The 22375-nt window shown below is 59.7% G+C and carries 22 protein-coding genes; 18 read left to right on the forward strand and 4 right to left on the reverse strand.

Annotated elements, in window-relative coordinates; translation table 11 throughout:
• The 11 genes from GHO32_RS23635 to GHO32_RS23685 all read left to right on the forward strand — a co-directional run.
• A partial coding sequence (locus GHO32_RS23635) for a tetratricopeptide repeat protein (protein ID WP_153443034.1) occupies nt 1-398 on the forward strand: 398 nt, incomplete at its 5' end.
• On the forward strand, nt 395-1081 hold the full coding sequence (locus tag GHO32_RS23640; RefSeq protein ID WP_153335880.1) for a chemotaxis protein CheW: 687 nt from the start codon (nt 395-397) through the stop codon (nt 1079-1081). The genes GHO32_RS23635 and GHO32_RS23640, both read left to right, overlap by 4 nt.
• Nucleotides 1078-3390, forward strand: coding sequence for a hybrid sensor histidine kinase/response regulator (locus tag GHO32_RS23645; protein WP_153335879.1), 2313 nt, complete (start codon nt 1078-1080; stop codon nt 3388-3390). Before GHO32_RS23640 ends, GHO32_RS23645 begins: the two co-directional genes overlap by 4 nt.
• Entirely contained in the window at nt 3387-4397 is a 1011-nt protein-coding gene (locus GHO32_RS23650) for a chemotaxis response regulator protein-glutamate methylesterase (protein WP_048368146.1), read from the forward strand. Before GHO32_RS23645 ends, GHO32_RS23650 begins: the two co-directional genes overlap by 4 nt.
• Before the next feature lie 52 nt (nt 4398-4449).
• Nucleotides 4450-5451 (forward strand): PleD family two-component system response regulator, encoded by a 1002-nt coding sequence (locus GHO32_RS23655; RefSeq protein WP_153326151.1) that lies wholly within the window; start codon nt 4450-4452, stop codon nt 5449-5451.
• 185 nt (nt 5452-5636) lie between these two features.
• Nucleotides 5637-6732, forward strand: a protein-coding gene (prfB, locus tag GHO32_RS23660; RefSeq protein WP_123749704.1) for a peptide chain release factor 2 whose coding sequence is annotated in 2 segments (ribosomal slippage) — nt 5637-5708 and nt 5710-6732 — 1095 coding nt in all. Because the reading frame shifts where the segments join, the coding sequence is not laid out codon by codon here.
• A 113-nt stretch (nt 6733-6845) separates the two neighbouring features.
• Entirely contained in the window at nt 6846-8348 is a 1503-nt protein-coding gene (lysS, locus tag GHO32_RS23665) for a lysine--tRNA ligase (protein WP_048368143.1), read from the forward strand.
• Nucleotides 8349-8607: 259 nt separating this feature from the next.
• Nucleotides 8608-9156 (forward strand): hypothetical protein, encoded by a 549-nt coding sequence (locus tag GHO32_RS23670; RefSeq protein WP_153335878.1) that lies wholly within the window; start codon nt 8608-8610, stop codon nt 9154-9156.
• 24 nt (nt 9157-9180) lie between these two features.
• Nucleotides 9181-10458, forward strand: a complete 1278-nt coding sequence (locus GHO32_RS23675) for a flavohemoglobin expression-modulating QEGLA motif protein (protein WP_123749706.1) — start codon at nt 9181-9183, stop codon at nt 10456-10458.
• A 16-nt stretch (nt 10459-10474) separates the two neighbouring features.
• Complete coding sequence (locus GHO32_RS23680) at nt 10475-11380, forward strand: alpha/beta hydrolase (protein WP_153335877.1); 906 nt, start codon at nt 10475-10477, stop codon at nt 11378-11380.
• On the forward strand, nt 11377-11703 hold the full coding sequence (locus GHO32_RS23685) for a hypothetical protein (protein ID WP_048368138.1): 327 nt from the start codon (nt 11377-11379) through the stop codon (nt 11701-11703). Before GHO32_RS23680 ends, GHO32_RS23685 begins: the two co-directional genes overlap by 4 nt.
• 87 nt (nt 11704-11790) lie before the next feature.
• Here the strand turns inward: GHO32_RS23685 and GHO32_RS23690 are convergent, their stop codons facing one another.
• Together GHO32_RS23690 and GHO32_RS23695 are read right to left on the reverse strand one after the other, a co-directional pair.
• The gene (locus GHO32_RS23690; protein ID WP_048368137.1) at nt 11791-12570 is read right to left on the reverse strand and encodes an OmpA family protein; all 780 of its coding nucleotides are present in this window, start codon (nt 12568-12570) and stop codon (nt 11791-11793) included.
• A gap of 65 nt (nt 12571-12635) precedes the next feature.
• Entirely contained in the window at nt 12636-13049 is a 414-nt protein-coding gene (locus GHO32_RS23695) for a DUF4398 domain-containing protein (protein WP_048368136.1), read from the reverse strand.
• A 269-nt stretch (nt 13050-13318) separates the two neighbouring features.
• On the opposite strand from GHO32_RS23695, the gene ppc reads away from it, so the two are divergent.
• The 5 genes from ppc to GHO32_RS23720 all read left to right on the forward strand — a co-directional run bounded on the left by ppc (nt 13319) and on the right by GHO32_RS23720 (nt 18965).
• Nucleotides 13319-15949: a phosphoenolpyruvate carboxylase gene (gene ppc, locus GHO32_RS23700; protein WP_153335876.1), complete on the forward strand. Its 2631-nt coding sequence runs from the start codon at nt 13319-13321 to the stop codon at nt 15947-15949.
• A gap of 286 nt (nt 15950-16235) precedes the next feature.
• Nucleotides 16236-16883: an adenylate kinase gene (gene adk, locus GHO32_RS23705; protein WP_048368134.1), complete on the forward strand. Its 648-nt coding sequence runs from the start codon at nt 16236-16238 to the stop codon at nt 16881-16883.
• Between the two features lie 95 nt (nt 16884-16978).
• Nucleotides 16979-17665, forward strand: a complete 687-nt coding sequence (gene tsaB, locus GHO32_RS23710; protein WP_048368133.1) for a tRNA (adenosine(37)-N6)-threonylcarbamoyltransferase complex dimerization subunit type 1 TsaB — start codon at nt 16979-16981, stop codon at nt 17663-17665.
• Between the two features lie 129 nt (nt 17666-17794).
• Nucleotides 17795-18091, forward strand: coding sequence for a hypothetical protein (locus GHO32_RS23715; RefSeq protein ID WP_048368132.1), 297 nt, complete (start codon nt 17795-17797; stop codon nt 18089-18091).
• Between the two features lie 4 nt (nt 18092-18095).
• Nucleotides 18096-18965, forward strand: a complete 870-nt coding sequence (locus GHO32_RS23720) for a DUF72 domain-containing protein (RefSeq protein WP_153335875.1) — start codon at nt 18096-18098, stop codon at nt 18963-18965.
• Here the strand turns inward: GHO32_RS23720 and GHO32_RS23725 are convergent.
• Nucleotides 18962-19582 carry an energy transducer TonB gene (locus tag GHO32_RS23725; RefSeq protein WP_153335874.1) on the reverse strand — a complete coding sequence of 207 codons (621 nt, stop codon included), beginning with the start codon at nt 19580-19582 and terminating at the stop codon, nt 18962-18964. The genes GHO32_RS23720 and GHO32_RS23725 overlap by 4 nt on opposite strands.
• A gap of 92 nt (nt 19583-19674) precedes the next feature.
• Between GHO32_RS23725 and GHO32_RS23730 the strand changes: the two genes are divergently transcribed.
• Entirely contained in the window at nt 19675-20457 is a 783-nt protein-coding gene (locus GHO32_RS23730) for a class I SAM-dependent methyltransferase (RefSeq protein WP_153335873.1), read from the forward strand.
• Between the two features lie 86 nt (nt 20458-20543).
• On the opposite strand, the gene GHO32_RS23735 is transcribed toward GHO32_RS23730, so the two are convergent.
• Nucleotides 20544-21182, reverse strand: a complete 639-nt coding sequence (locus tag GHO32_RS23735; protein WP_153335872.1) for a TetR/AcrR family transcriptional regulator — start codon at nt 21180-21182, stop codon at nt 20544-20546.
• A 90-nt stretch (nt 21183-21272) separates the two neighbouring features.
• On the opposite strand from GHO32_RS23735, the gene GHO32_RS23740 reads away from it, so the two are divergent.
• The gene (locus GHO32_RS23740; RefSeq protein ID WP_153335871.1) at nt 21273-22373 is read left to right on the forward strand and encodes an efflux RND transporter periplasmic adaptor subunit; all 1101 of its coding nucleotides are present in this window, start codon (nt 21273-21275) and stop codon (nt 22371-22373) included.
• Nucleotides 22374-22375: the final 2 nt, after the last annotated feature.

Raw genomic sequence — 22375 nt, forward strand, 5'->3', positions numbered from 1 at the left:
TCTCTGCGCCGCGGCCCTTTGCACCGCGAGTGCCCGCAATGCCCACCGCGCCAACCCCCGCCGCGTGCGCGGGTGCCGCCTTGCTGGCGAACATTGCCGTGCTGGCCAACGAAGGCAAAAGCAGCGATGCCCGCCAGGCGTGTGATCAGTTTTTGCAACTGCATGGCCCGCACGCTCAGGTGTTCTACTGGCTGGGCCTGCTCAGCGATGTTGAAGATCAAGCGGCGCAGGCGCAGAGTTTCTATCGCAAGGCGCTGTACCTGGAACCCCAGCATTCAGAAGCGCTGGCGCACCTGGCTGCTCTTTTGGCTGCCCAAGGTGACACAGCAGGCGCCCAGCGCTTGCAGGAGCGCGCTGCCCGTCATGAACGTTCGGTTCACAGTGAGCGCAAACAATGAGAGGTTTATTCGCCCAAGGCTTGATTCATGATGAAGCCCAGACCATTGATGACTGCTGGAACCGCATCGGTATCTTCGGCGACAAGTCTTGCCCGAAGCTGCCGGAGCACATCCATTGCCGCAATTGCGCCGTGTATTCCGCCGCAGCCACGCGCTTGCTGGATCGCTACTCGTTTGAGCAAGAGCCTGAAGAACTCAACGCCCAGCCAGTGGCTGAGCAAAAAGTCGCCACACGTTCGCTGGTGGTGTTCCGTCTGGGCGGTGAATGGCTGGGCCTGAACACGGTGTGCCTCGACGAAGTGGCGCGCATGCAGGCCATTCACTCGTTGCCACACCAGCGTTCGCGGGCCCTGCAAGGGGTGGCCAACGTGCGCGGAGCGCTGGTGCCGTGTTTGTCGCTGGTTGACCTGCTGGGGCTGGACCCGACGGTGACCATTACCCCTTCGCAGAGGGTGATGCCGCGCATGCTGATCGTGGCCGCCCATGGTGGCCCGGTGGTGTTGCCGGTGGATGAAGTCGACGGTGTCCACAATATTGAAGAGCGCGCTTTGAACGCCGCCTCGCTGTCGGGCGAGCATGCCAGCGCGAAATACACCCGGGGTGTGCTGGCGTGGAAAAGCCGCAGCCTGCGCTGGCTGGATGAAGAACAACTGCTTGGCGCAATTACCCGGAGCCTGACATGACCCCCGAGCAAATGCGCGACGCGTCGCTGCTTGAACTGTTCAGCCTGGAGGCTGAGGCCCAGACGCAGGTGCTGAATGAGGGGTTGCTGGCGCTTGAGCGCAACCCGACCCAGGCTGACCAGCTGGAAGCCTGCATGCGCGCCGCCCACTCGCTCAAGGGCGCAGCGCGGATTGTCGGGGTGGATGCGGGCGTCAGCGTGGCCCACGTGATGGAAGACTGCCTGGTCAGCGCGCAGGAAGGCCGTTTGCGCCTGCATCCCGAGCACATTGATGCCTTGTTGCAGGGTACCGACTTGTTGATGCGCATCGCCACGCCGGGCAGCGACAACGTCGGCCCGGCCGATATCGACGCCTATGTCGCGCACCTCAACGAACTGCTGGACCCTTCAGGGCGGGTGGCGCCACGGGCCGCGTCTGTGGAGTTCGACGTCTCGCAATTGTTGCTGGCCCCCGAGCCTTTGCCCGAGCCCGAGCCGCTGCTTCAGCCAGAGCCGGTGGCCCCAGTGGCTGCCGAGCCGGCCCCCGAACCTGCGCGTCGGCCTCAGCGCCTGACAGAAAGCGGCGAAAGGGTGTTGCGCGTCACCGCCGAGCGCCTCAACAGCTTGCTCGATCTGTCGAGTAAATCGCTGGTCGAAACCCAGCGTCTCAAGCCGTATCTGATGGCGTTGCATCGGCTCAAACGTATGCAAAGCACCAGCCTGCGGGCGCTGGACACCCTTAACGAGCAGCTCAAAGTGGTGGGCCTGACCCACGAGGTTGAAGAGGCCCTGAACGAGGCCCGTCGCGTGCTCTCCGAGTCGCAGCATTTGCTCAGCGAGCAGACCGCCGAACTCGACGAATTCGGCTGGCAGACCAGCCAGCGCGCGCAATTGCTCTATGACACCGCGCTGGCCTGCCGCATGCGCCCGTTCGCCGATGTGCTGGTGGGCCAGGAGCGCATGGTCCGTGATCTGGGTCGGGCGTTGGGCAAGCAGATACGCCTGGACATCGAAGGCGAGAAAACCCAGGTTGACCGCGATGTCCTCGAAAAACTTGAAGCGCCGCTGACCCACTTGCTGCGCAACGCCGTCGACCACGGGATTGAATCGCCCGAGCAACGCTTGCTGGCGGGCAAACAGCCGGAAGGCACGATCCGCTTGCGGGTGTCGCATCAGGCCGGGTTGCTGGCCGTCGAACTGAGCGACGATGGCGCCGGTGTCGACCTCGAACGCTTGCGTCGCAGCATCGTCGAGCGCCAGTTATCCACCGCCGAGACGGTGGCGCAACTGAGCGAAGAAGAACTCCTGACCTTCCTCTTTCTGCCGGGGTTCAGCCTGCGCGATACGGTGACTGAAGTCTCCGGGCGCGGCGTCGGGCTGGATGCGGTGCAACACATGGTGCGTCTGTTGCGCGGCGCCATCGTGCTGGAGCAAACCGCAGGGCAGGGCAGCCGGTTCCTGCTGGAAGTGCCGTTGACCTTGTCGGTAGTGCGCAGCCTGGTGGTTGAAGTGGCCGACGAGGCCTACGCCTTCCCGCTGGCGCATATCGAGCGCATGCGCGACCTGTTGCCGGATGACATTGTGCAAGTCGAGGGGCGTCAGCACTTTTGGCATGAAGGTCGGCACGTTGGTCTGGTAGCCGCCAGCCAGCTGCTTCAGCGCCCGCCCAGCCAGAGCGATGACGAAACCCTCAAAGTGGTGGTGATCCGTGAGCGCGACGCCGTGTATGGCGTGGCGGTCGAGCGGTTTATCGGTGAGCGCACTCTGGTCGTCCTGCCGCTCGATCCACGCTTGGGCAAGGTGCAGGACATCTCGGCCGGTGCGCTGCTGGACGATGGTTCGCCGGTGCTGATTGTTGATGTTGAAGATATGCTGCGTTCGGTCGATAAGTTGCTCAATACCGGGCGTCTGGAGCGTATTGATCGGCGCAATCGGCACACCGCAGAATTGACCCGCAAACGCATTCTGGTGGTAGACGACTCGCTGACCGTGCGCGAATTGCAGCGCAAATTGCTGATCAATCGGGGTTACGAAGTGGCCGTGGCGGTTGACGGCATGGACGGCTGGAACGCCCTGCGTGCCGAGCACTTCGATCTGTTGATTACCGACATCGACATGCCACGCATGGATGGCATCGAACTGGTCACCCTGTTGCGCCGCGACAACCGCCTGCAATCTATGCCGGTGATGGTCGTGTCTTACAAAGACCGCGAAGAAGACCGTCGACGTGGCCTGGATGCAGGAGCCGACTATTATCTAGCCAAAGCCAGCTTCCATGACGACGCCTTGCTTGATGCCGTGGTTGAACTCATCGGGGGAGCCCAAACATGAAAATCGCCATCGTCAACGACATGCCTTTGGCGGTTGAAGCGCTGCGTCGGGCGCTGGCCTTTGAGCCGAGCCATGAAGTGGTCTGGGTCGCTCATAATGGTGCCGAGGCGGTGCAAAAGTGTGCTGAGTTCACCCCGGACCTGATTTTGATGGACCTGATCATGCCGGTCATGGACGGGGTGCAGGCGACGCGGCGGATCATGGCTGAAACGCCCTGTGCCATCGTGATTGTGACCGTGGACCGGGAGCAGAACGTACACCGCGTGTTCGAGGCCATGGGCTTTGGCGCGCTGGATGTGGTGGACACACCCGCGTTGGGCGCAGGCAATGCCAAAGAAGCGGCAGCGCCGTTATTGCGCAAGATCCTCAACGTGGGCTGGTTGATGGGGCAGAGTGACAAGCGGGTACGCCCGGTGTCGGCGCAGCCGCGGGCATTGGGCTTGCAGGGCGGGCTGGTGGTGATTGGCTCGTCTGCGGGCGGCCCGGCGGCGCTGGAAAGTTTGCTCAAGGGGCTGCCGCGAGATTTCCAGGTGCCTATCGTCCTGGTGCAACACGTAGACCAAGTGTTTGCGGCGGGCATGGCGGAGTGGTTGAGCGGCTCGTGCGGGCTGGACGTACGTTTGGCCCGGGAAGGCGAAGTGCCACAGCCGGGGACGGTATTGCTGGCGGGCACCAACCACCACATACGGTTGTTGAAAAACGGTACCTTGGCCTACACGGCAGAACCGGTAAACGAGATTTATCGCCCCTCGATTGATGTGTTTTTTGAAAGTGTTGCAAGGTACTGGAAGGGAGATGCCGTGGGGGTGTTATTAACCGGCATGGGACGCGATGGGGCTCAGGGGCTTAAACTCATGCGCCAACAAGGCTTCCTCACCATTGCGCAAGACCAACACAGCAGTTCGGTGTACGGCATGCCTAAAGCAGCTGCGGCCATTGATGCCGCGGTTGAGATCCGTCCTTTGGACAAGATTGCGCCACGTTTGCTGGAGATATTTGCCAAATGATCGACAAAATCCCGCAAGACTGGCTTGAAGGCAGTAATTCAGGTGAACGCGCATGAGCGATTTACAGTTGGACGACGTTAAAACAGACGAAAACGCCGCCATGGTGCTGCTGGTAGACGATCAGGCGATGATCGGCGAAGCCGTGCGCCGGGGGTTGGCGTTAGAGCAGAACATTGATTTCCACTTCTGTGCAGACCCGCATCAGGCGATAGCGCAAGCCATCCGCATCAAACCGACCGTGATTTTGCAGGACCTGGTCATGCCGGGGCTGGACGGTCTGACCCTGGTGCGTGAATACCGCAATCACCCGGCGACCCAGAATATCCCGATCATCGTGCTGTCCACCAAAGAAGACCCGCTGATCAAAAGCGCGGCGTTTTCGGCGGGTGCCAATGATTACCTGGTCAAACTGCCCGATAACATCGAACTGGTGGCGCGCATTCGCTATCACTCGCGCTCCTACATGACCCTGTTGCAGCGTGACGCGGCCTACCGTGCGCTGCGTGTGAGCCAGCAGCAACTGCTCGACACCAACCTGGTGCTGCAACGGTTGATGAACTCGGACGGCCTGACCGGGCTGTCGAACCGTCGGCACTTTGACGAATACCTCGAACTGGAGTGGCGCCGCGCCTTGCGTGAGCAGACCCAGCTGTCGTTGTTGATGATCGACGTTGACTACTTCAAGTCCTTCAACGACACTTTCGGCCATCTGGACGGCGACGAAGCGTTGCGCAAAGTGGCCTCGACCATTCGCGATGCCAGCAGTCGCCCGTCTGACCTGCCGGCGCGTTACGGCGGCGAAGAATTCGCCATCGTCTTGCCCAACACCTCCCAGGGCGGAGCACGACTGGTGGCAGAGAAACTGCGCCAGGCCGTAGAAGCCCTGAAAATCCCGCACATCCAGCCCAGCGAAGGCCGCAGCCTGACCATCAGCATTGGCCTGGCGACCCTCACCCCACAGCAAAACGGCAGCTCACGCCAATTGATCTCCGCGGCGGACAAAGGCCTGTACCTGGCCAAGCACAACGGACGTAACCAGGTCGGGATCGAGTAACCACGTTACACGCAGGAGCTGCCGAGGAACGAAGGCTGCGATCTTTTGACGTTGAAAGATCAAGAAATCGCAGCCTTCGGCAGCTCCTACAAAGTGAACTGCCCCCCGCCAGGCGGGCTGCTGCCAGCCCATGTTTACGGTATACTCCCCAGCTTTGTAAAAATCGCCTACGAGTGCCGCCAGCCATGGAAATCAACCCGATCCTTAACAGCATCAAGGACCTGTCAGAGCGCTCCGAAACTATTCGGGGGTATCTTTGACTACGATCAAAAGCATGAGCGTCTGATCGAAGTCAATCGCGAGCTTGAAGATCCTAGTGTCTGGAACAACCCGACGTACGCCCAGGAGCTAGGCCGCGAACGCGCCCAGCTGGCGCAGATCGTCGAAACCCTGGATGAGATGCACACAGGTCTGGCCGATGCCAAAGACCTGCTGTTGATGTCTGCCGAAGAAGAAGACCAGGCCGCTGTCGATGACGTCGCCGCTGAAGTCGAGCGTCTGCGCGAAGCCCTTGAAAAACTCGAATTCCGCCGCATGTTCAGCGGTGAGATGGACGCCAATAACGCTTACCTGGACATTCAGGCAGGCTCTGGCGGTACCGAGGCGCAAGACTGGGCCAATATCCTGTTGCGGATGTATCTGCGTTGGGCCGACAAGCGCGGCTTCGATGCCACCATCATGGAACTGTCTGCCGGTGAAGTTGCCGGGATCAAAGGCGCAACCGTGCATATCAAGGGTGAATACGCCTTTGGCTGGCTGCGTACCGAGATTGGCGTCCATCGTCTGGTGCGTAAAAGCCCTTACGACTCGGGCAACCGTCGTCACACCTCGTTCTCGGCTGTTTTCGTTTCGCCGGAAATCGACGACAACATCGAAATCGACATCAACCCGTCTGACCTGCGGATCGATACCTATCGTTCCTCCGGTGCGGGTGGTCAGCACGTTAACACCACTGACTCGGCCGTGCGGATTACTCACGTACCGACCAACACCGTGGTGAGCTGCCAGAACGAACGTTCCCAGCATGCGAACAAAGACACCGCCATGAAAATGTTGCGGGCCCGTCTTTATGAGCAAGAGATGCAGAAGCGCAGCGCGGCGTCCCAAGCTCTGGAAGACACCAAGAGTGACATCGGCTGGGGTCACCAGATCCGCTCGTACGTACTCGACGCTTCGCGTATCAAGGATTTGCGTACCAACATCGAGCGCAGCGATTGCGACAAAGTGCTCGACGGTGATATCGACGAATACCTGGTAGCCAGCCTGAAACAAGGGCTGTAAGTCGCGCAATAACCGTAAGTGCGCAGCCAATGCGATGCCTCAAGGCGCGCTAAAGGCCCGCCAACCCCTGCCGCAGGGCAGGGGCAACGAACCTGTGATGGAATTTTTAAGACATGAGCGACCAACAACTCGACCCCCAAGACCTGCAACAGGAAGAAAACGCCCTGATCGCCCTGCGCAAGGAAAAACTTGCCGCCGAGCGCGCCAAAGGCAACGCCTTCCCGAATGATTTTCGTCGTGAAAACTACTGCGCTGACTTGCAGAAGCAGTACGCCGACAAGACTAAGGAAGAGCTGGCTGAAGCAGCCATTCCGGTCAAGGTTGCGGGTCGCATCATGCTTAACCGTGGCGCGTTCATGGTGATTCAGGACATGACCGGTCGCATCCAGGTCTACGTCAACCGTAAAACCCTGCCAGAAGAAACCCTGGCCGCCGTGAAAACCTGGGACCTGGGCGACATCATCGCCGCTGAAGGCACCCTGGCCCGTTCCGGCAAAGGCGACCTGTACGTTGAAATGACCAACGTGCGTCTGCTGACCAAATCCCTGCGCCCGCTGCCAGACAAGCACCACGGTCTGACTGACACCGAGCAGCGCTATCGCCAGCGTTACGTTGACCTGATCGTTAACGAAGACGTGCGCCACACCTTCCGTGTGCGTTCGCAAGTGATCGCGCACATCCGCAGCTTCCTGATGGCGCGTGACTTCCTTGAAGTTGAAACGCCGATGCTGCAAACCATTCCGGGCGGCGCGGCAGCCAAGCCTTTCGAAACTCACCACAACGCGCTGGACATGGAAATGTTCCTGCGTATCGCGCCTGAGCTGTACCTCAAGCGTCTGGTGGTGGGCGGCTTCGAAAAAGTGTTCGAGATCAACCGTAACTTCCGTAACGAAGGCGTGTCGACCCGTCACAACCCAGAATTCACCATGCTTGAGTTCTACCAGGCGTACGCCGACTACGAAGACAACATGGACCTCACCGAAGAGCTGTTCCGTGAACTGGCACAGCTGGTTCTGGGAAGCACCGACGTGCCGTACGGCGACAAGGTGTTCCACTTCGGCGAACCGTTTGTGCGCCTGTCGGTCTTCGACTCGATCCTCAAGTACAACCCTGAGCTGACCGCTGCAGACCTGAACGACATCGACAAGGCGCGTGAAATCGCCAAAAAAGCCGGTGCCAAGGTGCTGGGCTTCGAAGGCCTGGGCAAGCTGCAAGTGATGATTTTCGAAGAGCTGGTCGAGCACAAGCTGGAACAGCCGCACTTCATCACTCAGTACCCGTTTGAAGTGTCGCCGCTGGCCCGCCGTAACGACGACAACCCGAACGTGACCGACCGCTTTGAGCTGTTTATCGGTGGTCGTGAAATCGCCAACGCCTACTCCGAGTTGAACGACGCGGAAGACCAGGCCGAGCGTTTCATGGCGCAGGTAGCGGACAAGGACGCCGGTGACGACGAAGCCATGCACTACGACGCCGACTTCGTGCGTGCACTGGAATACGGCATGCCGCCAACGGCGGGTGAAGGTATCGGTATCGACCGTCTGGTGATGCTGCTGACCAACTCCCCGTCGATTCGCGACGTGATCCTGTTCCCGCACATGCGCCCACAAGCGTAACGATGCTGAATAAAAAACCGCCGATTCAAGGCGGTTTTTTATTGCCTGCAGAACGCTGAGCTGGATCTTTGTGTGGGAGCGGGCTTGCTCGCGATGGCATCAACGCGTTGTGGCAGGTAGACCAGGGCGCTTGCATCGCGAGCAAGCCCGCTCCCACAGTCAGTGATAAGGCATACCAACGGTTGACGGCGATTGTCAGTCGGATGGAATATCAGGCCCTACTCAATGAGCCCTGGCCGCTCTATAGAAGGATGCAGGCATGAAAGTGTGGCGCGTATTGCTGGTGGCATTGTCATTTTTGATGTTGGGCGGGTGCCTGGTGACGTTTAAAGACGCACCGATTGCGGCCCAGCCAGCGCCAAAACAACTGCTCGGAAAATGGACCAGCAAGGATGCCTGGGGCGAGGCGCGCAACCTTAATATCCGCGCCGTCGACAAGACTCGCTACGAAGCCGTGGTCTACCCCAAGGGCGAACCTAAGGCGCGTGATCGCTACACCTTTATCGTTGCCCGCCACGGCAGCCGCTGGTACGCCTCGGCCAATTTGCCGGCCAAACTGGGCGGTGGCTACACGCTCAATGGCTTTGAGGTGAACGACAACGGCGAGTTGGTCGTATACGACCTGGACCTTGATCAGATCAAGCAGGCGATAGGCCAGTCGGCCTTGAACGGTGAGCCGGTCGAAACGTCTGAAGGCTCAGGCGTACAGATCAAGAGCCCATCAGCTACAGTTTTTGCATACCTCGACGATCCTGCCAATTCGGACGTCTTTGTCGAAGTGGCCCGCTATCAGCGTGCGATCAAGTAACCGCATTTAATCAAGGAGCCGCGGGTGGACGATTACCAGCGCACCATACGCACATTGTCAGACCGCATTGTGCTGGCCCAGGCGCCGATCCGCGTGCTGGATGCGGTGAAGTGGGATGACAGCATCCGGCAGGGTTTTTTAAAGGCCAAAGGCAAAGAGATGCCAGCGGTCAGCCGTGACTATTACTTGTCGCGGCCGCTGTCTTTTGACTCCAGTGCGGTCAAGTCAGAGTTCCAGCACATCGAGCGCGACATCACCCGGCAACTGGGGCAGTTCAACCCGGTCGGGCAGATCATGCGGCGTATGTGCAAAGAGTACCGAATGGTGGTGCGCATGCTCGAAGCACGCGGCACAGAAGACTTCGGGCTGATTTCCCAAGAGTTGTACGGCGCCGCTTCCGACGCGTTCCATGCCGGTGATCCGACCCTGGCCGATCTGGGCCTGATGATGTCCGATTACCTGGACAACATCGACGGGCGTGGCGACCTCAAGGACGAAGTCAAAAACCTGACCGCCAAAGACGCGGTCAACCTGTTGCAAAGCCGGCTCAACAAGGTCTTTGGCGAGTGCGAAGAAACCATTCGGGTGTTTGAGTCGGACGGTATTGTCGCGGACGCAGCAGCCGGCGCCGACTACATCAAGATCCGCAGCGATGCAATGTTCAACGAGCGCGACGTGCGCGCCCTCGAAGTACACGAAGGGCTGGTGCACGTGGGCACCACGCTCAATGGCCAGAACCAGCCGATTTGCACCTTCCTGTCCAAAGGCCCGCCCTCATCAACCGTGACCCAGGAAGGACTGGCGATTTTGATGGAAGTCATCACCTTCGCCTCCTACCCGAGCCGCCTGCGCAAGCTGACCAACCGCACCCGCGCCATTCACATGGTGGAAGAGGGCGCAGACTTTATGCAGGTGTATCAGTTCTTCCGTGATCAGGGTTTCGAGATGCCAGAAAGCTACGGCAACGCGAGTCGGGTTTTCCGTGGCTCGGTGCCAAATGGTCTGCCATTCACCAAAGACTTGTCCTACCTCAAAGGCTTCATCATGGTTTACAACTACATTCAGTTGGCCGTGCGTAAGGGCAAGCTCGAACAAGTGCCGCTGTTGTTCTGTGGCAAGACCACGCTGGAAGACATGCGCACCTTGCGCCAGTTGGTCGATGAAGGATTAGTGGTTGCGCCTAAATACCTGCCGGACCAGTTCCGCGACATGAACGCCTTGTCGGCATGGATGTGCTTCTCCAACTTCCTCAACCACTTGAGCCTGGACCGGATCGAAGCCGACTACTCCAATATTTTGTGACAAGGCGATCCTCGACATGAAAACCCTGGCTGCACTCTGCCTGCTGCTCGCCCTCAGCGGATGCAGCTCATTGTTGTTTTACCCCGAACCTGGCCAGCCGATTACCCCGACGGCGGCGGGCCTTGCGTACAAAGACGTCAACCTCACTGCCGCCGATGGCACGCAACTGCATGGTTGGTGGCTGCCGGCCAAGCCCGGCGTGCCGCTCAAGGGCACCGTGCTGCACCTGCATGGCAATGGCGGCAATCTGGCGTACCACCTGGGCGCCGTGGCCTGGTTGCCCGAGCAGGGCTATCAAGTGCTGATGCTCGACTATCGCGGTTATGGCCTGTCGCAGGGCAAACCGGGCTTGCCAGCGGTGTATCAGGACATCGACGCCGCCTTTGACTGGTTAGAGCAACAACCGTCCGTGCAGGGGCAGCCGCTGATTGTGCTGGGGCAAAGCCTGGGCGGGGCCATGGGCGTTCATTACCTGAGCCAGCACCCGCAGCAGCGCGCCCGGCTCAAGGCCGTGGTGCTCGATGGTGTGCCTGCCAGTTACCGCGAAGTGGGGCAATTTGCCCTGAGCACGTCCTGGCTGACCTGGCCCTTGCAAGTGCCGCTGTCGTGGCTGGTGCCTGACGCTGACAGTGCGGTATACGCCATGCCGGACATGAAAGACGTGCCCGTGCTGATTTTTCACAGCATGGACGACCCGATCGTCCCGCTGTCCAACGGCATCCGCCTGTACCAGGCCGCGCCGCCGCCCAAGGTGTTGCAACTGACCCGGGGTGGTCACGTGCAAACGTTTGGTGACCCGACCTGGCGCCAAGTGATGCTGCGTTATCTTGAAGACCCGCAACATTTCAACGGTGTGCGGCGATTGGGGGAGATCCCCAATTACCCGCCGACTAAAGCTCCCGAAACAGAGACCCCGCAATGAGTGAAGAGCGTAACGCCATCCCCCTGATCCTCACTGGCATCGGCACCATCATCGGTACGGTGGGCTGCCTGTGGTACTACGGTTACCTGCACTTCGCCAAGCCTGAGGATGCGTTGCTGCTCAACGACTTCACCATGCTCAAGACCTTGCCGGGCGAGGACTACAAAGTCTCCCTCACCCCGGCCAACCAGGTGGCGCAGTGCATTGACGGGATTGTGGTGTTGTTTGATACCGAACAAAAAGGCCTGACCGGGGTGTTGGTCAACAACAAGAAACAGGCTGTGCATTGCATGGGGCAGGACACGCCGAAGCTGCAACCTTAAGAGCAAAAGCGCCCTCACGGGGAAAGCCATTCAAAAAAAAGCCCCGCCTGATCACTCAGGCGGGGCTTTCATTTAACGCTTGTCGATTTACTGGATCGAAGAGCGTGGCGCAACCGGCTGGTTGTCGTTGGAGATGGTCACTTCAACGCGGCGGTTTTGAGCGCGGCCCGAGTTGCTGCTGTTGTCAGCAACCGGGTATTCCTTGCCATAGCCCTGGGCAACGATACGCGATGGGTCTACACCGGCACGTACCAGTGCTGCTTTAACCGCGTTGGCGCGACGCTCAGACAGGTTCTGGTTGTAAGAAGCGCTGCCTTTGCTGTCGGTGTAACCCTCAACAATCACCTTGCGATCCGGGTTCTGGATCAGGTAGTTGGACAGGGTCGCGATGCTTTCGCGGCTGTTAGGCTTGAGGTTGGCCTTGTCGAAGTCAAACAGCACGTCACCGAAGGTCACCAGGGTGCCGCGATCCGTTTGCTTGGCGTTCAGGCTTTGCAGCTTTTTGATTTGCGCATCACGGGCGTCCAGCAGGGCTTGGGCACGATCGGAACCGGCGTTTTTCAGCTGGTTTTCAGCGGTACGCAGGGCGATGGTTTGCTTGGCCAGTTCAACACGCTGGTTGGTCAGGTAAGCCAGTTGGTCAACCTTGGACTCTTTTTCCTTGTCCAGGTAGGCCTTTTCAGCCTTGTCCAGCCACTCGCCAGCGTCTTTAGTTTCAAGGGCTGCAACCTTGGTCGCTTCCGGGTTGGTTTGCAGGGCCGAGTAGTTGCTCTTGGCGTTTTCCAGGTTAACGTTCGGCTGGTGCGAGCACGCGGCCAAACCAACGCTCAGGGCCAGCAGGGCAGGGATCATTACTGTATTGCGCATAATAGTTGTCCTTTCTATCTATTAGGAATGCTGTATCGCCAGTTGCGGTCAAAGAGGGGCGGCTGTTATTGCAGGCCGCGCATGCCTTCCTGACGCAGTTGCTGGACGGCTTTCTGAGCATCCTGAACGGCCTTCTCGGCTTTGGCGGCCTGGGCTTTACGTTCTGCTACGCGAGCGTCCCATTCAGCTTGTTCGGACAGGCGACGGGCTTCGTCGTATTTTTTGTCGTGCATGGCCAGCTCAGCTTGTTTGAGCTTGTCTTGTGCCGACTTCATTTCCACTGGAGCGTATTCGGTACCGCCAGCGCTGACGGCGTTGTTCACGGCCGACTGCGTCACAGCGTATTGCTCGGTTGGCGGGTTACCAGCGCAACCGGCTAAAACGAAGCTGGCACCGATCGCCAATGCAGCCAGTTTCAGCCCGCGCAGGCGAGGAGAGGTGGTTTTGACAGTGCGGGTCATCATGGTCTTCAACTCCATTAGGGAACTCCTTAAAAACATCATCTCCATCACAACTGTCGGTTGACCTGGAGCAGTTGGACGCAGGTTCCTGCAGTGATGGTTAAAAGCTGTGACCTGAACGAAATTTGAATAGTTCAAAAAAAAAGATGGCAGTTTGCCTAAAAATTTTCTGACTGATGGGTCATAGGCTAATTAGCTGTTTAGCGCGCGCATGGCTTGCCAGCGACGCCCATTGCGACGCACTCTTGGGCCACGAACTCGCCCAGAATCTGCTGGAGAAATGGCTGATGACCGATATTGATGCACGCTTGCGCGATGATGTTCACCTGCTGGGTGAGCTGTTGGGTAATACGATTCGTGACCAATACGGCGACGCGTTTCTCGCCAAGATCGAACGGATCCGCCAGGGTGCCAAAGACGACCGGCACGGCACTCCGGGCGAAGAATTAAGCGCCATTCTCGATGCCCTCAGCGATAACGAAGTGCTGCCGGTTGCACGGGCGTTCAACCAGTTTCTGAACCTGGCCAATATCGCCGAGCAATACCAGTTGATTCACCGGCGTGGCGATGACCAGCCGCAACCGTTTGAGTCGCAAGTGCTGCCCACCTTGTTGAGCCGCTTGCTGGCCGAAGGGCATGACGCGAACTCGCTGGCGCAGCAACTCAGCGGCCTTGAGATTGAGCTGGTGCTCACGGCCCACCCGACCGAAGTCACACGCCGCACCTTGATCCAAAAGTACGACGCGATTGCCGAGCAACTGGCGGCTCAGGATCACCGGGATCTGACCTTGGCCGAGAAGTCGCGAATCGAAGAGCGCTTGCAGCGCTTGATCGCCGAAGCCTGGCACACCGAAGAAATCCGTCGTACCCGGCCTACACCCGTGGATGAGGCCAAGTGGGGTTTTGCCGTTATTGAACACTCGTTGTGGCAGGCGCTGCCCAACATGCTGCGCACCGCCGACGCGGCGTTGCACGAGGCCACCGGTCTGCATTTGCCGCTGGATTCAGCGCCCATTCGCTTTGCTTCGTGGATGGGCGGCGACCGTGATGGCAACCCCAACGTGACCGCCACGGTCACCCGCGAAGTGCTCTTGCTGGCGCGCTGGATGGCCGCCGATTTGTACCTGCGTGACATCGATAAACTCGCCGCTGACCTGTCCATGCAGCAGGCCACCGATGAATTGCTCGCGGTGGCGGGGGAGAGTGCCGAGCCGTACCGCGCGGTGCTCAAACAATTGCGGGAACGCTTGCGCATCACCCGTGCCTGGGCGCAGAGCGCCTTGCACAGCGCACAACCTGCGCCTGAAGGTGTGTTGCATGACAACCAGGACCTGCTGGCACCGTTGAAGCTGTGTTACACGTCGCTGCACGCCTGTGGCATGGGCGTGATTGCTGACGGGCCACTGCTCGATTGCCTGCGTCGGGCGGTGACGTTTGGCCTGTTCCTGGTGCGCCTGGATGTGCGTCAGGACGCGGCCCGGCACACCTCGGCCATGACTGAAATTACCGATTACCTGGGCCTTGGCCGCTATGAAGACTGGGATGAAGACGCGCGTCTGATCTTTCTGATGCGCGAATTGAACAACCGGCGCCCGCTGTTGCCGGGTTACTTCAAACCCGCCGCCGAGACGGCCGAAGTGTTGGCCACGTGCCGTGAGGTGGCAGCTGCGCCGGGGGCTTCGCTGGGCTCATACGTGATCTCCATGGCGGGTGCGGCTTCTGACGTGCTGGCGGTGCAACTGCTGCTCAAAGAGGCCGGGCTTGAGCGCCCGATGCGCGTGGTGCCACTGTTTGAAACCCTGGCCGACCTGGACAATGCCGGGCCGGTGATTGAGCGCCTGTTGCTGTTGCCGGGTTACCGCGCACGCCTGCACGGGCCGCAGGAAGTGATGATCGGCTACTCCGATTCGGCCAAGGATGCCGGCACCACGGCAGCGGCGTGGGCGCAGTACCGGGCGCAAGAAAACCTGGTGAATATTTGCCGCGAGCAACACGTCGATCTGCTGCTGTTTCATGGCCGTGGCGGTACCGTGGGGCGTGGCGGCGGCCCGGCGCATGCTGCGATTCTGTCGCAACCGCCGGGGTCGGTGGCGGGGCGTTTCCGTACCACCGAACAAGGCGAAATGATCCGCTTTAAATTTGGCCTGCCTGACATCGCTGAGCAAAACCTCAACCTGTACCTGTCGGCGGTACTTGAAGCCACGTTACTGCCTCCGCCGCTGCCTGAGCCGGGGTGGCGAGTGCTGATGGACGAACTGGCCGAGGACGGGGTCAAGGCCTATCGCTCGGTGGTGCGCGACAACCCGCAGTTTGTCGAGTATTTCCGCCAGTCCACCCCGGAACAGGAACTGGGCCGCTTGCCCTTGGGCAGTCGCCCGGCCAAGCGCCGTGCAGGCGGTATTGAAAGCTTGCGCGCCATCCCGTGGATTTTCGGCTGGACTCAAACCCGTTTGATGCTGCCCGCCTGGCTCGGCTGGGAAACCGCGCTCAGCCAGGCGCTGGTGCGCGGTGAAGGTGAGCAACTGGCGCAAATGCGCGAGCAGTGGCCGTTCTTCCGCACCCGCATCGACATGCTGGAAATGGTTCTGGCCAAAGCGGATGCCGACATCGCCCGGCTCTATGACGAACGTCTGGTGGCCCCTCAATTGCTGCCTTTGGGTGCGCACTTACGCGACTTATTGTCGCAGGCGTGCGAGGTGGTACTGGGTTTGACCGGGCAGTCTCAACTGATGGCGCACAGCCCGGACACGCTGGAGTTCATCCGCTTGCGCAACACCTACCTTGACCCGCTGCACTTGTTGCAGGCTGAGCTGCTGGCGCGTTCGCGACGCCAGCAAACCGATCAGGACAGCCCTCTGGAACAAGCGCTGCTGGTGACTGTGGCGGGTATCGCGGCGGGTTTGCGCAACACCGGCTAAGCTCGTTCGCTAGTCAAAAGTCGCGCCGTGGTGCCAAACATCGGGGCTTTTCGTGGCCTGATCCGGCCCCGGCGCGACACTTTTTGCCAGGGTTGCGCCCTGTGACACCCGGTCGCAAGGGCTGCTTTAGCAGTGATTATTCCTACTTTGGCCCGCTTGTGTGGTCCCGAACGGCTGTGTATCTTGGTCAGCCCTTTGGCCTGTTTTGCGGCCATTACCCGATTTTGAGATTGGCCCCAAGAGGCGAGTCTGTTGTCATTTAAATAAAAAATTGAGGAGCACATCGATGCGCGTAATTCTGCTGGGAGCTCCCGGGGCCGGTAAAGGTACTCAGGCGAAGTTCATCACTGAAAAATTTGGCATCCCGCAAATCTCCACTGGCGATATGTTGCGTGCTGCGGTCAAGGCTGGCACCGAGCTGGGCCAGAAAGCTAAAAGCATCATGGACAGCGGCGGTCTGGTTTCTGACGACCTGATCATCAATCTGGTCAAAGAGCGCATTGCTCAGCCAGATTGCGTCAACGGTTTCCTGTTTGACGGTTTCCCGCGCACTATCCCTCAAGCTCAAGCACTGGTCGACAACGGTGTTGAGCTGGATCACGTGGTTGAAATCGCCGTAGAAGACGAAGAAATCGTTCAGCGCATCGCCGGTCGTCGCGTTCACGAAGCGTCGGGCCGCGTTTACCACATCGCGCACAACCCGCCAAAGGTTGAAGGCAAAGACGACGTGACCGGTGAAGACCTGGTTCAGCGTAAAGACGACACCGAAGAAACCGTTCGTCACCGCCTGTCGGTTTACCATTCGCAAACCAAGCCGCTGGTGGATTTCTATCAGAAGCTTGAGTCTGCCCAAGGCAAACCAAAGTACAGCCACATCGCCGGTGTTGGCTCGGTAGAATCGATCACCGCCAAGGTGCTTGCAGCCTTGAGCTGATAAGTCGATTTTGCTTGGTGACAACAGCCCGCTTGCGGGCTGTTGTTGTTTATACTGCTGCACTTTTTTCAATTTTGATTCTGACGGGAACACCGATGAGCACCTTGCTGGCCCTGGATACCGCGACTGAAGCTTGCTCTGTTGCCTTGCTGCACGATGGCAAGGTCACAAGCCACTACGAGGTGATCCCGCGCCTGCATGCGCAAAAGCTGTTGCCGATGATTAAAGAGCTGCTGGCCCAGGCTGGCGTTGAGCTGTCGGCGGTCGAGGCGATTGCCTTTGGTCGCGGGCCGGGTGCGTTTACCGGTGTGCGTATCGCCATCGGCGTGGTGCAAGGCCTGGCCTTTGCCCTGGAGCGCCCGGTATTGCCGATCTCCAACCTGGCAGCGTTAGCCCAGCGTGCCTATCGCGAGCACGGCGCGACCCAGGTGGCATCGGCCATTGATGCGCGCATGGACGAAGTGTATTGGGGTTGCTACCGCGAGCAGGCCGGTGAAATGCGCCTGCAAGGCGTCGAAGCAGTGTTGCCACCTGAAGCCGCCGCGTTGCCGGACGGCGCCAGCGGTGACTGGTTTGGTGCAGGCACCGGCTGGGGCTATGCCGAGCGCTTGAACGTCAAGCCAACGGCGCTGGATGCGGGCATGTTGCCCCACGCTGAAGACTTGCTGACCCTGGCGCGTTTTGCCTGGGCGCGCGGCGAAGCCATCCGCGCCGACGATGCGCAGCCGGTGTACCTGCGCGACAAAGTGGCGGCAACCCGCGCTGAACGTGGTCTTATCTAAAGTCTGTTCGCGATCTTTTGGTGTTTAAAAGATCGCGAGGCAAGCTCGCTCCTGCAGTTGGTCATCCGGCTATTTGCTTAGTCGGGCCAACGCCGCTAAATTGCCAATACCGCTATCGAGCTTGCACTTATGCGTATTGACGGCTTTTCCTCCCAGTCTTACCCCATCAAGCGCAAGCCGCGTAAAGGCAAAGTGCAGGTTGATGAGTCGGTAGAAGACAGTCCGGCTGAACTTGAAAACCTGCCGCAAGTCACTCGCCAGGCCTCGTCGGGTGAGCGCATCAGCCAACTGCCGGTGCGTTCCCAGGACATGATTTTTCAGCGCGGCATGAGCAAAAACGCCGCCAGCGCCCTTGCCAGTTACCTGACTACCCAAGGCTTTGTTGATTGGGAAATAGAAGTGATGGGGCTGGACCTGTACATTTGACGGCATGACTGATGCCCAACTGCCTTATTACCTCGGCTGCCCGTCCTGGAGTGAAAACGCCTGGCGCGAAGGCCTATACCCCCAAAATGCCCAACCCACCGAGTTTTTGAGCCTGTACGCGCAGGTGTTCAACACCGTTGAAGGCAACACCACGTTCTATGCCAGCCCCAAGCCCGCCACGGTGGCGCGTTGGGCGAGCTGCATGCCCGAACATTTTCGATTTACGGCCAAGTTCCCCCGTGAGATCAGCCACGGCGGCGATTTACGCGAGCAAGGGCAGGCAATCGAAAGCTTCCTGCAACTGTTAAAGCCCTTGGGGCCGCGCGTGGCGCCGTTCTGGCTGCAACTGCCCGCAAGCTTCGGGCCGCAGCGTCTGGCCGAGCTGGTGAGCTTCATCGATGACTTGCAGCGGCCATTGGCTGTTGAGGTGCGTCACCCGGAGTTTTTTGCCAAAGGCGATGCCGAGCGCTTGCTCAATCGCGTGTTGATGGAGCGCGGGGTCGAGCGTATTTGCCTTGATCCGCGGGCGCTGTTCAGTTGCGACTCCAGCGACCCGGCGGTGCTGCATGCCCAGTCGAAAAAGCCTAAAGTGCCGCCGCGCCCGGCGGCGTTTACCCAATGCCCGCAAGTGCGCTTTATCGGGCGCCCGGAGCTGCAGGCCAATGACCCTTACTTGAAACCCTGGGTGGAGAAAGTCGCTGGCTGGATCGAAGAAGGTCGCACGCCCTATGTGTTTCTGCACACCCCGGATAACCACCGGGCACCGGAGTTGGCGCGGCGTTTTCATCAGCAATTGACTGAGCGCTTGCCTGGGCTACCAGCACTGGCCCACTTGCACACGCCGCAAACTACCGAGCAACTGGGGCTGCTTTAAGCCGCCAGGCGCAGGTTGTTGACGATCAATGGGCGCGCCCAGGCGAGATCAAAGTCCATCGCGTGCTGCTGTTCAATCAAGGTGGCGACGTCGAATGGCTCGGCGGGTTTATCCAGCAGGTCCATTTCAAACTCGGCAATCGGTAAGTGCAAAGGCCGAGGCTCAGGCGCCGGGCCCGGCTCGGGCGACGGGTGACCTTGGGCCATGACCAATGGACGAACCCAGGCGTCGTTGAACGCCTGCTGGTGCTGTTGTTCGGCGATGACATCCGGCGGGAAGGGCAGCGCGGTGGGCGGCAGCAAATCCAGCTCGAACTCAGCGATTGGCAAGAACAACGCTTCGGGCGGTTTGATCTCGGTGTCCTGCACGTCGCAATGGCGCTGGGTCACGATGGCGCTCAGGACATCATTGCCGCCGCAGGGCTCGGTATTCTCGTCCGCCGCCGCGAGGGGCATCTCGATGGCCGGGAATTCATCCGTCGCCGACTGCTCTGCCATGGCCTGGGCATAGAAGTCCTTCCACAGGTGATTGACGCTGCCTGTGACTTGCGAATTGTGTCGGCCAAAGTCGCCAATGGGGGCGATAAAGCCGATGGATGCGGAATGAATGTCTGACATAGCTCTCGGTCGACGCCCAGCTCTGGCAAAATGCCGGATATTTCATTTATCGGCAGCGTTTGCCGATCATTAAATTTTTGAGCGTGTTTTAAATGATTGAGCAAGCAGAGGGCAGTCGTATCAAAGTCGAAGCGTTGGACGAGGCTTATCAGGCCCTGGCCGAGCAATGGGCTGAGCGCCTGGGGCTGCCGTTGGACGAGCCGCAGGCTGACTTTGCCTTGCAGATCGGCGACCAGGGTTTGCAGTTGCAACAGCTGGGCCCAGATGCCCCCGGCCCGGTGCGGGTCGATTTTGTTGAAGGCGGCGCAGCCCACCGGCGTTTGTTTGGTGGCGGCACCGGGCAAATGATCGCCAAGGCCGTGGGGATTCAACAGGGCGTGCGCCCGCGCGTGCTGGACGCCACGGCGGGGCTGGGCAAAGACGCATTCGTGCTGGCGAGCCTGGGCTGCGAAATGAGCTTGATCGAACGCCAGCCCTTGATCGGCGCCTTGCTGGAAGACGGTTTGGCCCGTGGCCTGGACGACTTTGAGGTGGCGCCGATCGTGTCGCGCATGCACTTGCTCAAAGGCAACTCGATTGAAGTAATGCGTAACTGGGAGGGAGAGCCGCCACAGGTGATCTACCTCGACCCGATGTTCCCGCACCGAGAGAAAACCGCCCTGGTGAAGAAAGAAATGCGCCTGTTCCGCCCGTTAGTAGGGGATGACAACGACGCACCGGCCTTGCTTGAGGCAGCGTTGGCACTGGCCACCCACCGCGTGGTGGTCAAGCGCCCGCGCAAGGCTCCGTGCATTGCCGGGCCCAAGCCGAGCCACGCGCTGGACGGCAAATCGAGCCGTTACGACATCTACCCGAAGAAGGCATTGAAGCCTTAAGCGCTATAAATCCCGCTGTAGGAGCGAGCTTGCCTCGCGATCTTTTGATCGTTAAAAAGATCGCGAGGCAAGCTCGCTCCTACAGTTCAGTCCGCCCGATAAGCCCGCATAAACACTTCGACCACTTCCTGTATATGGGCCTCGGTTTCTTCGTCGCTCAGCACGCCGCCGTAGCCATACAGCAGGCGAAAGTTGGGTGAGCCCTTGAGCATGCAGAAGAAGTGCTCCGCCGCGTAATGCGCGCGCTCAATGCACAGGGCACCGGTGTGGTGAATCTTGTTCAGCAGGCGCTCCATTTCCAGCACCACCCGCTCCGGCCCCGCCTCAAAAAAGATCTGCGACAGCTTCGGGTCCTGGGTGCCCAGGGTCACCATCAATCGATGCAGGTTGAGCGACTCTTCGCTGTTGATCAGCGCCACAAACCCCCGGCCAATGGCGAGCAAAACCGTTTCAATCGGTACGCCGTCGGGCAGTTCAAAAAACAAATCCGGCAACTGTTCAGAGCACTTGGCGAGGATCGCCGAGGAGAACAGCGTCTCTTTGTCGGTGAAATGGCTGTAGACCGTCAGTTTTGACACCCCCGCCAGGGTCGCGACCGCATCCATGCTGGTGTTGGCATAGCCATGGGTCAAAAACAGGGATTTGGCCGCATCAAGGATGGCCTGGCGTTTTGCCATGTCCTTGGGGCGTCCGAGTGCAGTGGGGGGTAAATGATTGTCAGACATATCCGTTTATTACTGGACTGGTGAGTTTAGTATTAATAACATGCCGTCCAGTATAAATATTCCAAGCCTCATTAGCGAAAGGTCATCCCCATGTTGCGCCATGCCTTGCCCCGCGCTTTGCCTATCTGTCTGGTGTTTTTGCTGTCTGCGTGCGGACAGGAGCAGCCCGTCAAAGTCACTGTCAGCCCGGCGCTGGTGGTTCAGCCGCAGCCTTCGGCGTTGGCGATGCAAAGTTATCCGGGTGAGGTACGGGCACGGTTTGACCCGCAACTGGCGTTCCGCATCGGCGGCAAAGTGACCAAGCGCCTGGTGGATGAAGGTGAGCGGGTCAAGGCGAATCAGCCGCTGGCAGAACTCGACCCGCAAGACGTACGGCTGCAACTGGATGCCACCCGCGCGCAAGTTACGGCGGGTCAGGCCAATTTGAATCTGGTACGTGCCGAGCGCGATCGCTACAAAACCTTGCTCGACCGCCAGATGGTCAGCCGTTCGCAGTTCGACAATGCCGAAAACCTCTACCGCGCCGGTGAAGCCAAGCTCCAGCAGCTCAAGGCCGAGCAGGACGTGGCCAGCAATCAGGCCAGTTATGCCGTGTTGCGCGCGCCACAAGACGGCGTGATCGCCCAGCGTCAGGTAGAAGTGGGGCAAGTGGTGGCCGCCGGTCAAACCGTGTTTACCCTGGCCGCCGATGGCGAGCGTGAGGTGCTGATCAGTTTGCCGGAGCAAGCCTTTGGTCGCTTCAAGATCGGCCTGCCGGTTGAGGTTGAACTGTGGTCGCAGCCGGGCCAGCGCTTCAGTGGGCGGATTCGTGAGCTGTCGCCGTCTGCCGATCCAAAATCGCGCACCTTCGCAGCCCGAATCGCTTTCACCGAAGGCAAGGTCCCTGCCGAGCTGGGCCAAAGTGCCCGGGTCTTTATCCCAAGCGAAGGCGTGAGCCCCCTCTCGGTGCCGCTCTCGGCACTGACCGCAGAAAACGGCGCGACTTACGTGTGGCGTGTCGGCCAAGGCAACAAACTGGAGCAGGTGCCAGTGCGGGTCGGGCCGTTTGGCGAGAACAGCGTGCCGGTGCTCGAAGGGCTCAAGGCCAATGACTGGATTGTCTCGGCCGGCGTGCACGTGCTGCATCAAGGCCAGGAGGTACGACCTATTGATCGTTCCAACCGAACGATCAATGTCGCGGTGAAGGAGTAATC

It is taken from the genome of Pseudomonas sp. FSL R10-2189 (genome assembly GCF_009600325.1).
Classification (GTDB): Bacteria; Pseudomonadota; Gammaproteobacteria; order Pseudomonadales; family Pseudomonadaceae; genus Aquipseudomonas; species Aquipseudomonas helleri.